Raw genomic sequence first — 10013 nt, 5'->3', positions numbered from 1 at the left:
ATCTTGACGGCGAGCTGGTTGAAGACCACGAAGTCGCCGGACTTGGTGTAGACGGCCTCGTTCTGCGGCATCTTGGGGTTGATCACGCTGCTGTTCTCCTCTGGCTGGTCGGTGGTCGGGTCGGGGCTGAAGGGGTGCGGCGCCGGTCTCGGTGCCGGTCGCGCGGTCATGTCGTCTTCCTGCGGGGGGCGTCGGTCGCGCGGGGGTCGCCTGCGGGCACGAGGGGCGCCTCGGAGCCCGCGGCCTCCGTCAGGAACGGTGCCCCCTTGGCGATCGCCCTGCCGAGCCAGAAGCCCGCCCACTGGGACGTGACGATGGACAGCAGGACGAGGGAGGTGAAGAAGTCCTGGTCGATGATCTGGGCTCCGTACGCCACCGAGGCCAGCACGATGCCCGGGCCGCCGCGCGCGTTCATCGCCATCGCCAGGTGGACGCTGGTGGACTTCGGCTCGCCGGCCAGCCGTGCCCCCAGCCACACGCTGAACGACTTCGCGACGCAGGCCAGGACCAGGAACCAGCAGAAGAAGAGCACGTCGAAGTGGTGGGCCAGATCGAGCTGGACCCCGACGATGGCGAAGTACACCGGTACGAAGACGCCCAGCGCGACCTTGCGCAGCACGTCCTGGGACGTGCGGGCGTCCTCGCTCACCGCGTCCGCGGCGCACATCCCGGCGACCAGGGCGCCGAAGATCGGGTCGATGCCCAGGCCGGTGCAGGCGGCGCACAGCAGGAAGACGAAGATCAGGCGGAAGGCGAGGGGGCTGCGCACGGCGAGCAGGTTCCGCGGGCTCTCCGCCGCGCGGGCGAAGAGCGCCGGGCCCCAGCGCCGCAGCGCCCCGAGGAAGAGCAGCGGCGCGAGGGTGAAGTAGATCGCGGCCCAGGTCGTCGAGTCGTTGCCGACCAGCGCCCACAGGCCGTAGGAGCTGCCGGAACGCGCCTGGGCCAGACCGAGGACGATCGCGAGGACCACATAGAGCACGATGTCCTCGAGCACCGCGACGGCCAGCACGATCCGGGCGAAGACGGTGCCTAGGATGCCGAGGTCGAGCATGATCCGCGAGATGACCGGGACGCTGGTCACCGCGATCGCCATGCCGAAGACGAGGGTCAGCGTGGTGGGTGAGCCGCTCGGCCCGACCAGCCCGTCGAGGTCGGTGGAGCGCGCGACGCCGAGGCCGACGGCGAACGGCAGGGCCAGCCCGAGGACGGCGATCAGAGCGATGGTGCGCCGCTCCCCACCGCTGCCGCGCCTGCGCAGCTCGGTCCCCGTGAGATAGACGAGCAGCAGCATCCCGATGGTGTAGAAGGAGCCGAGGGCGCTGGCGGCCGGTCCGCTGGTCGGTATCAGCCAGTGCTGGGCGCCGGGCGCGAGCACCCCGAACACCGTGGGACCGAGCAGCAGTCCGCCGGCGATCTCCCCGATCACCTCGGGCTGCCGCAGCCGTTTGAACAGGTGGCCCCCGGCGTGCGCGAAGGCCAGCAGGGCCACGAGGGCGAGCAGCAGATGGGCGGTGTCGGCGGTCTTCAGCGACATGTCACCGACCGCCCTGGCAGGTCCGGGTGCCGGCGGTCCGCGCCGGGACGGGGACGGGGCTCGACGCGCGGTGCGCGGCGCCGCCTTTGGCGCCCAGGGGCACGATGTTCATGTTCGATCCTCTTTTCCGCTGTCGGCGTTCGGCTTCGCTCTTCACGACTTGGTGCCCCCGGCGCGCACGGCAGGGGGTGCGGGTTGCCGGGCGGTGCGCAGGAACGCGGCCGTGACGGTCACGGCCACGGCTCCCGCGAGCCCGGGGACCAGGAACGAGGCGTGCAGCCCGAGGTGCTGCTCGACCGAGCCGGTCACCGCCGCGCCCAGGGCGTTGCCGGCGAGTACCGCGGTGACCATCCACGCGAAGGCCTCGGTGGCGGTCCCGGCCAGCGCGCTCTCCCCGATGACGGCGAAGCTGCACGCCAGCGCCGGGGAGAGGAACAGGCCCGCGCAGAAGACCAGGACGACCGCGAGGACGGGCTGCGGCACGGCCACGAGCGTGAGGTAGCTGAGCGTCATGCCGGCCAGGAGGTACTGGAGCTGGCGCAGTCCCGTCGTCCGCCACTGGCGTGCGCCGTAGTAGAGGCCGCCGACCAGGGCGCCGACCGCGTTCGCACCGAGCAGGACACCGGAGAACCCCGGGCGGCCGATGTGCTCCTGGTACGCGACGGTGACGATGTTCAGGGCGCCGAGCCCGATGCCGAGACCCGCGAGCACCACCAGCAGCCGCCGCAGGACGTGCGAGCGCAGGGCGCCCGCCCAGTCGCTCTGCCGCGGCCCGGCCCGCCAGACGCGCACCGGACGCGGGATCACGTACGCGGCCGATCCCAGCAGCATGGCGACGGCCGTCACGACCAGGGCCGGACCGGAGCCCGCGATGGAGCCGATGAGGACGACCAGCAGCGGACCGGTGACGAAGACGACCTCCTGCAGCGACGCGTCCAGGGCGTAGGCGGTGGAGATCGCGCCCGGGTCCCGCAGCACGGCGGGCCAGATGGTGCGCAGGCACGGTTCGAGCGGCGGGGAGAACACGCCCGCGACGACCACGGCCGCCGCGGCCGTGCCGAAGCCCTGCTCCCCCCGGCCGACGAGGAGCAGGAAGCCGAGGCTGGAGGCGATCGCGCTCACGCACAGCACCCAGAGCTGGCCCCACCGGTCCACGGCCCGGCCGAGCATCGGCCCGCCGACGGCCGTCGACAGGCCGAAGAGCGCGGTGATGGCCCCGACCCGGCCGAACCCGACCTCGTGGGAGCGCAGGAAGAGCGCGATGCCCAGGGGCGCCATGCCGTTCGGCATCCGGCCGAGCAGGTTGGACGCGAAGAGGTACTTGACGTGGGGTTCGTTCAGGCAGGCCCGATAGGCGGCGAGCATGGGGGGACTCATTTCGGCGGTCGGATCGGCAGCGGTGGGCGGGGTCGGGCTACGGCGGTCGGGTACCGGCCGCGCAGGGCGGGGCGCACCCGCGCGTCACCGGCGCGCCGTCGCGCGCCGGTCGCCGGCGGGTGCAGCCGCAGCGGGGCCATCCCCGGCGTCCGGCGGGGCGCAGGAGGGCGTCGCGCCGGTACCGCGGGGCGCAACGGGAGGGGTCAGGTCTCGATCGGCGTCCCCGAAGCCGTCCCTGCGGCGCCGTACGCGCCGTCGCCGTCGCCGTCGCCGCCGCCGTCGAGGAGCGGCGCGCCCGTACGGCCGCGTGTGCCCGCACGGCCGCCCGCGCCCACGCGGCCTGCCGTGCGCACGCGGTCACCCGTGCGCGGCCGGCCGGTCGTGCTCGGGTGGCGCCCGGCGCGGGGGAGGGGCGACGGCACCCGGGAGCCCGGCGCCCGCGGTCGCCCCCCGGTGGCCGGCCCGGTGCCGCGGCCGGCTCCGGTGGCGTGGTCCACCGGGGCCGGCCGATCCGGAACGGCGTCGGACGGTCTCATCGAGCGGCCCCTCGCGGGCACGGGGCGAAGGGACGCGCGGCGGCGGGGCCGCGTCCGTCCGATCGGCCCGTCGGCAGTGTCCGGTCCGTCATGGACGGCCTTCCTCCTCGACGGCGCCCTGCGGGGCGCCCAGCCCCTGGCACCGCAGGTGCAGCAGGAGCAGCAGCGTCTTGCCGTCCGCCGCCTCCTGGGCCGACACCTGCCGGACGGCCTCGTCCAGCGGGAGCTGGAGCACCCGGATGTCCTCGCCCTCCTCGGCGACCCCGCCGCCGGGACCGACCCGGACCAGCGGGTCGTACTCCGCGACGAACAGGTGGGTGCGCTCATGGCTCAACTGCGGTGCCATGTAGACGACGGACACCCGGGTGAGGGGTCCGACCCGGAATCCGGTCTCCTCCTCGGTCTCGCGGCGTGCCGCCTCCAGCGCGTCACCGTCGTCGAGCAGCCCGCCCGGGACTTCCAGCAGTTGCCCGTCCCCGCGTCCGTGCAGCAGCACCGGGAGCCGGAACTGACTGGTGAGGACGACGGTTTCGTGGCGGGGCGAGTGGAGCAGGACGCCGACGCGGTCGCCCCGGTGGATGCTCAGGCGGGTGAGGCGCTGCTCCGTGCCGTCCGGCCCGGTGGTCTCGAGGCGGAACTTGCGCAGGGTGAGCCAGTCGTCGGCCAGCGTCTCCACCGACTCCAGCCGGACGACCGGCGCCTGCGGACCGGCTGCGGCCCCGGCGTCAGGAAAGGGCATCGACCTGCGCCGTCATGGCGTCCTTGAGCGCACGCAGCTTGCCCGCCAGTTCGTCGCGGGAGAACATCACGTTCGTGGACTGGGTGTCGGTCGACGGGTACGCGGTGTTGTAGACGTTGGAGAAGTTGCGCTCCCGGGGCCCGCGCAGGACCAGGGTGCAGGTCATCGACTCCAGCGGCAGGATCACGCGGTGGATCCGGTGGTACTGGAGGTGGTACGCGTTGCCCTGCTCCTCGATCGTGTCGCCGGTTATCTCCAGCTCCGACTCGTCCACGAACTCGTAGAAGTTCGAGTGGGTGGAGACGCCCAGCTTCTCCGGGCTGTACCGGTACTGGCGGAACACGGTGGTCGGGTTCCCGGTCGGCTCGCTGCCGGGGCGGGCGAAGTTCTGCGAGACCAGCCTGCCGGTGAGGATGGTCGACCAGAAGCTGAACCGGTGGTCGTGGATCAGCTCGTCGTGCAGCTCCTTCTCGGTGTACGGCGGGGACCACATGTGCAGCGTGAGCCGGTAGCCCTCGGTCTGGCCGGAATCGACGAGTACGATCTTGTCGAAATGGTTGACGTGGCGGTACGAGCGTGCCGCAATCAGGTCGAGCAGCTCGCCGTCCTGGAGGTACTGGTCCAGCAGGTCCACCATGCAGGGCGCCATACCCAGGCGCTTCACGAGGTGGAGGTTGTAGTCCTTCTGCCGGTCGGTCGTGGCCTTCGGCAGTCCGTTGAGCAGGGCCTCCAGGTCCAGCGGCCCGAGACCGGTAAGGGTGCTCTTCGAGTCCGCGACTGTGGTCACCGCTCCTCCTTCGAGTTGTGTGCCGTGAATTAGCGTGCGCCATACAGGACCAACGAAAGATCCTTTGCATTTCTAGTCAATCGGTTCAACGTTGAGCAAGTGCGCTACGGGGGTCCTTTAGAGGTAGCCGAACGGCTACCTCCCTAAGAGCCCGTTTCCGCCGCGGTGTCCGGGACAGATCGTCATGTCACGGGTAACCTGCGGGGAGGCCCCCGAACCCGGTCCGCCGGACGGCCGGACGGGTGCGGATGTTCAACGTTCGTTCACCGAAACGGAAGGACGCGCCGCCGTACCATGTCCAACGAGATAGAGCGCAAGTTTCTCGCCCCTGTGACCGGGCCCTTCTCCGAAATACCGGCGACCCCCGTCCAGCAGGGATATCTGGCGCGCGGCGAAAACGAGGAGGCGCGCGTCAGGCGCCAGGGCGACGAATACACCCTGGCCGTCAAGAAGGGGCGCGGGATCAAGCGCCAGGAATTCGAGATCGCCATCGGTGCGCAGGAGTTCGCGGTGCTGTGGCCGGCGACCGAGGGCGCGCGCGTCAGCAAGTCACGGCGGGCGCTGCCGCTGCACGACGGCGCGATCGCCTACGTCGACGTCTTCGAGGGCCACTTGGCGCCGCTCGCGACCGTCGAGGTGGAGTTCGGGTCCGAGGAGGAGGCGTGGGCGTTCGAGCCCCCGGAGTGGTTCGGGCCCGAGGTGACCGGTGACGACCGGTACGCGAACGCCAACCTCAGCTCCTCCGGCGCCCCTCCTGCCCCGTCCCCGACGGGGCAGCGGTAACCGGTCCTTTGCCGGCGGGGGCCTTCGCGCAGGACGAGCGGAGGTCTTCGCGCAGGACCGCGCAGGAGTTCTCGCGCCGGACGCCCCGGGCAGGTCCGGGCCCCGGCGCCCCGCGGGACGGGGCGGGCGCGGCGGCGTCCGGCGCCGGCTCAGTACCGGCGCCGGCTCAGTACATGAGCTGCTCGGCGAGCGTGCGGTACTCGAGCAGTTCCTCCTTCGCGAACCACACGCCGATCTCGTAGGCGGCCTCCTCGCGGTTGGCGGAGGCGTGCACCAGGTTGGCCATGCCCTTGCCGGTGGCGATCGAGGCGCTGCTGCTGAAATGCGACAGGTCGCCGCGTATGGTGCCGGGAGCGGCCTCGTTCGGGCACGCCGCGCCGATGAGCTTGCGCACCGTGGCGACCACGTCGAACCCCTCCAGCACGAGGGAGATGACCGGGCCCTGGCTCATGAAGGCGGCGGTGCGCAGATAGATCTCGGTGCCGAGGCGTTCCTCCAGGTCGGCGTAGTGGCGCCGGATGAGTTCGGCATCCATCCGCACTGTTTTGACGGCGACGATTTTCAGGCCGATGTCCTCGAAACGCGACAGGATGCGGCCCGAAAGCCCGCGCAACACCGCGTCGGGCTTGATCAGCACGAGCGTGCGCTCGGGTGACAGCTCGGCGTCAGGCGCGGTTTCCGTCATCGGCACTCCCCACTTCTCCCCGGCGCCCTTCCCCGCGGCGGGAGGGCGGTTCGCCCCGCGGCAGTAATTGCGGGTGCGCCGCGCACTGTACCTGCCGGGGCCGGGGAGGCGGAAGATCGCCGGAATCGGACCCGGGCCATGCCGCATTTATCTGTGAGTGTCATCTCACTGTACCGCCGGTAATCTGCCATCAGGGCGTGGATGGCCGATAATCGACGTCACGTATTCGCCACCTCCGCTTATCGTCGGGACATGATCACCTCACGTGCAACTGTGTGCGGACGAGCGGGGGCCGGCGGAGTGGAGGGGACACAAGCCGCGTGGGGAGCGCTCCAGGACCGTGCCGCGCAGGACGGTGGAGCACCTGTCCACCAGGTCGGTCCGGTGGGTCCGGTGGGTCAGATCGGCCGGGTCGCCCGGGTCGGCCAGGCCGTCGCGGCGGCCGTCGCACCGGCCGAGCGCCCTCGGCTGCGCGTGCTCTGGTGGGCCCAGGACGAGATCTCGTACTTCGGCCTGCCCCCGCTGCTCGACCGGGTCACGGCCGTCCGCTCCCACCGGGTCTGCCGCGACGCGGACACCGTCGAACGGCTGCTGCGCGAGGAGCCGTTCGACGTCTGCGTGCTGCCACTGGCCTGGTACGGGCAGGCGTTACCGCTGCTGGCCGCGCGCCAGGACACCAGGATCGTGCTGAGCCTGTCCGGCACGGCGGCCCGCACCGTCTTCCGTCCGGCGGCCGGTATGCGGGTCGACGCGTGGCTCTTCGAGCGGCACATCACCGTCGACACGGTCCAGGAGACCTTCGCCGGCCTGACGGGGTGCCATGCGCGCCCCGAGGTGGCGGCCCCGCGGGAGCCGGCCGGCGGCAACCGGATCACCCGCGCCCTGAGCCGGGTGACCGAGCGCGAGGGGCTGGTCCTGCACCACCTCGTCCAGGGCAGGAGCAACCAGCAGATCGCCCGGGCCCTGGGTATCTCCGTCCACGGGGTGAAGCGCCACATATCGAACCTGCTGATCAAGTTCGACTGCTCGAACCGCACGGAAGTGGCCCTGACCGCGGCCCAGGCCGGCCTCGGAACGCTGCACCCGGGCCTGTGAACCCGCAGTGGTGAACGGGGGCGCCCGCACACGGGCTTCTGGACGCCCGCGCTCCGTCGGCGCCCCGCTGGGGACACCCGAGGCACCCGAGGCACCAGGGACACCCGTGGCCACCGGGACACCCGACGGTTCGCACCGGCCGCACGCAGGCACACCGCCTCGGTGACGAACTCTGATGAAAATCATAGGATCCCTTGTCGTCGGCCCGCGTCCGCGTCCGCGCCTGCGACCAGGCTCCACGCGTCCGTCCACGCCCGCCCACCACCGCCCGGCGCGCGGTGGGCCGGGGCCGCTGCCCCACCGGCACCATGTGCACCACCCCGTACTCATCACTCCGGGAGGAGCATGTGAACAGACGTCGCGCGGCCGCCCGGGCCGCCTCGGCACTCGCCACCGCCTGCGCGTTGGCCGGTGCGCTCATCGGTCCCGCCGCCGCGGCCCCCGCCGCGGCCGCCGGGCCCGCCGCCCCGGCAGGGGCCCGGACGGCGGCAGCACTCGCCACCGCCACCACGCCCGTCACGCACGAGGAGAACGACCGCGTCCCCGAGGGCTCGGTCTGGACGCAGCACTACTTCCCGTCCTCGGACGGTTCCGGCACCGAACTGCACGCCGACGTCCTGCTGCCCGAGCGGCCGGCCGCGAACGCGCGGGTGCCCGTCATCCTGTCGGTCGGCCCGTACTTCGGGCACTCCGGGCAGACCGACCCCGAGGGCTGGACGCACACCGGCCCCTCGTCCCGCTTCCAGGACTTCATCGAGGGCACCGACCTGTTCGCCCGCGGCTACGCCTTCGTCATGGTGGACCTGCGCGGTTTCGGCGGCTCCACCGGGTGCCTCGACTGGGGCGGCCCCGGTGAGCAGGCCGACGTCAGGGCAGCCGTCGACTGGGCCGCCCGGCAGCCGTGGTCCACCGGCGCGGTGGGCATGTACGGCAAGTCGTACGACGCCGTCACGGGCCTCATCGGCAACGACCTCGACCAGCACGCGCTCAAGGCCGTCGTCGCCCAGGAGCCCCTGTGGGACATGTACCAGTACATCTACTCGAACGGCGTGCCCCGCCCCAACGTCACCGGCACCGCGGACGCCTACAACTCCATCGCCACCATGGACCAGATGGCGGACGACGACGCGCACTACCTGGCCAACGCCCGGTACGAGGCGGCCCATCCGGAGTGCCTCACGGAGAACTCGGCCGGGTACCGGATCGCCGACCAGTGGGACGAGCACTGGACCTCCCGCGACCTGGCGAAGATGGCCAGGGGCACGGACACCCCGCTGTTCGTCACCCAGGGCTTCATCGAGAACAACACCAAGCCCGAGGAGATGCAGGAGTACCTCGACAACCACACGGGCCCCGAGCGCGGATGGCTCGGCCAGTGGGAGCACGTGCGCGGCGGCGACCACACCGGCGACGGGCGCCTGTCCATGGGACGCGAGGGCTGGTACGACGAGACGCTCTCCTTCTACGACCAGTACCTCAAGGGCATCAGGCCGGCGGTCCACTACCCGGCCTACGCCGTGGAGGACTCCACCGGCACCTGGCGCGCCCAGAACACCTGGCCGGCCGCGGCACGGTCCGTCACCCTCCCGCTCGGCGGCGGCTCGTACGTGGACGACGGCGGCAGCTCGGCGAGCGCGGCTCCCGGCGCTTCGGGCGCGTCGGGCGGGTCCGGCGGGACGACGCCGGGGGCACGCGGAAAGCCGTACGGCGAGTGGGACATGGAGCACGCGCCCGCGATCGACCGGGCCGCCCCGAAGGGCCTGGCAGGCGAGCAGGCGGCGCGGCAGCGGGCCGGCGAGACCGCGTCCAGCTTCTTCGTGTGGTCCGCGCCCGTCGAACGGGCCGTGCGTGTCACCGGCACCCCGCGCGTCCTTCTGACCGCCCGGGGCGAGGGCAACGTCATGCTGAAGCTGTACGACGTGGCGCCGGACGGCACCGCCGCCATGTTCGACGAGCAGGTCTCGCTGCTGGACCAGGGGCGGCTGGCCGTCGACCTCAAGGCGACCGACTGGACCCTGGCGGCCGGGCACGTCCTGGCCGTCGAGATCGGCTCCATCCGGACGGGCTCGTGGCGCGACACGCCCTCCGGGCAGACGATCAGGGTCAAGGGCGCTCAACTGAGGCTCGCCCTGGACGACCCGGCCGACGACACGGCCACGGCCGGTGACCGCTCACCGTACCTGGACACGTATCTGCGCCAGTACACGGTGGATCTGCCGGCCGGTCCCGCGACGTTCCAGGTGGTCCCGGGCGGCCGCCTCTGATCTGACACGGGCGCCGGCCGCACCGGCGGCGCGGTCGTCGCCCGCAACGCCGGCCACCCCCACCCGCCCCGGTCCTGCCGGGGTGGGCGGGGGCGGACGCCCCGTCGCGCGGGGCGCGCGCGGTGGCCCGGCCGCCGGGCCCGCTCGCCCCGGGCGCCGGAGCGTCCGCGCCTTCCCCACCCGCGGCGGCGGGCCGCGAGCCGCCGGGGCAGC

At 72.4% G+C, this 10013-nt stretch carries 9 protein-coding genes; 3 read left to right on the top strand and 6 right to left on the bottom strand.

Going from position 1 to position 10013, the window contains the following annotated elements; translation table 11 throughout:
* Positions 1-166 precede the first annotated feature (166 nt).
* The 5 genes from IE313_RS31430 to IE313_RS31410 form a co-directional block, all read right to left on the bottom strand.
* Complete coding sequence (locus IE313_RS31430) at positions 167-1534, bottom strand: cation:proton antiporter (protein WP_189938255.1); 1368 nt, start codon at positions 1532-1534, stop codon at positions 167-169.
* A gap of 153 nt (positions 1535-1687) precedes the next feature.
* Positions 1688-2899 (bottom strand): MFS transporter, encoded by a 1212-nt coding sequence (locus IE313_RS31425; protein WP_189938254.1) that lies wholly within the window; start codon positions 2897-2899, stop codon positions 1688-1690.
* 215 nt (positions 2900-3114) lie between these two features.
* Positions 3115-3264: a hypothetical protein gene (locus IE313_RS31420; protein ID WP_189938252.1), complete on the bottom strand. Its 150-nt coding sequence runs from the start codon at positions 3262-3264 to the stop codon at positions 3115-3117.
* Between the two features lie 271 nt (positions 3265-3535).
* Entirely contained in the window at positions 3536-4186 is a 651-nt protein-coding gene (locus tag IE313_RS31415) for an NUDIX domain-containing protein (RefSeq protein WP_189938250.1), read from the bottom strand.
* Entirely contained in the window at positions 4173-4973 is an 801-nt protein-coding gene (locus IE313_RS31410; RefSeq protein ID WP_189938248.1) for a hypothetical protein, read from the bottom strand. Before IE313_RS31410 ends, IE313_RS31415 begins: the two co-directional genes overlap by 14 nt.
* 294 nt (positions 4974-5267) lie before the next feature.
* On the opposite strand from IE313_RS31410, the gene IE313_RS31405 reads away from it, so the two are divergent.
* Positions 5268-5756 carry a CYTH domain-containing protein gene (locus IE313_RS31405; protein ID WP_189938246.1) on the top strand — a complete coding sequence of 163 codons (489 nt, stop codon included), beginning with the start codon at positions 5268-5270 and terminating at the stop codon, positions 5754-5756.
* 166 nt (positions 5757-5922) lie between these two features.
* Here the strand turns inward: IE313_RS31405 and IE313_RS31400 are convergent, their stop codons facing one another.
* Complete coding sequence (locus IE313_RS31400) at positions 5923-6441, bottom strand: nucleoside-diphosphate kinase (RefSeq protein WP_189938244.1); 519 nt, start codon at positions 6439-6441, stop codon at positions 5923-5925.
* A 393-nt stretch (positions 6442-6834) separates the two neighbouring features.
* Between IE313_RS31400 and IE313_RS31395 the strand changes: the two genes are divergently transcribed.
* Together IE313_RS31395 and IE313_RS31390 are read left to right on the top strand one after the other, a co-directional pair.
* On the top strand, positions 6835-7536 hold the full coding sequence (locus tag IE313_RS31395; RefSeq protein ID WP_189938242.1) for a helix-turn-helix transcriptional regulator: 702 nt from the start codon (positions 6835-6837) through the stop codon (positions 7534-7536).
* Positions 7537-7883: 347 nt separating this feature from the next.
* Positions 7884-9800 carry a CocE/NonD family hydrolase gene (locus IE313_RS31390; RefSeq protein ID WP_189938240.1) on the top strand — a complete coding sequence of 639 codons (1917 nt, stop codon included), beginning with the start codon at positions 7884-7886 and terminating at the stop codon, positions 9798-9800.
* Positions 9801-10013: the final 213 nt, after the last annotated feature.

Source organism: Streptomyces sulfonofaciens, assembly GCF_014656295.1.
Lineage (GTDB): Bacteria > Actinomycetota > Actinomycetes > Streptomycetales > Streptomycetaceae > Streptomyces > Streptomyces sulfonofaciens.
Note: the sequence above shows the minus strand (reverse complement) of the source record. Positions and strands in the feature narration are given on the sequence as shown.

Excerpts from the sequence above, each read along its gene's own strand:
- IE313_RS31400 (WP_189938244.1), bottom strand. The coding sequence starts at position 6,441 with ATGACGGAAACCGCGCCTGACGCCGAGCTGTCACCCGAGCGCACGCTC.
- IE313_RS31425 (WP_189938254.1), bottom strand. The coding sequence starts at position 2,899 with ATGCTCGCCGCCTATCGGGCCTGCCTGAACGAACCCCACGTCAAGTAC.
- IE313_RS31415 (WP_189938250.1), bottom strand. The coding sequence starts at position 4,186 with ATGCCCTTTCCTGACGCCGGGGCCGCAGCCGGTCCGCAGGCGCCGGTC.
- IE313_RS31405 (WP_189938246.1), top strand. The coding sequence starts at position 5,268 with ATGTCCAACGAGATAGAGCGCAAGTTTCTCGCCCCTGTGACCGGGCCC.
- IE313_RS31430 (WP_189938255.1), bottom strand. The coding sequence starts at position 1,534 with ATGTCGCTGAAGACCGCCGACACCGCCCATCTGCTGCTCGCCCTCGTG.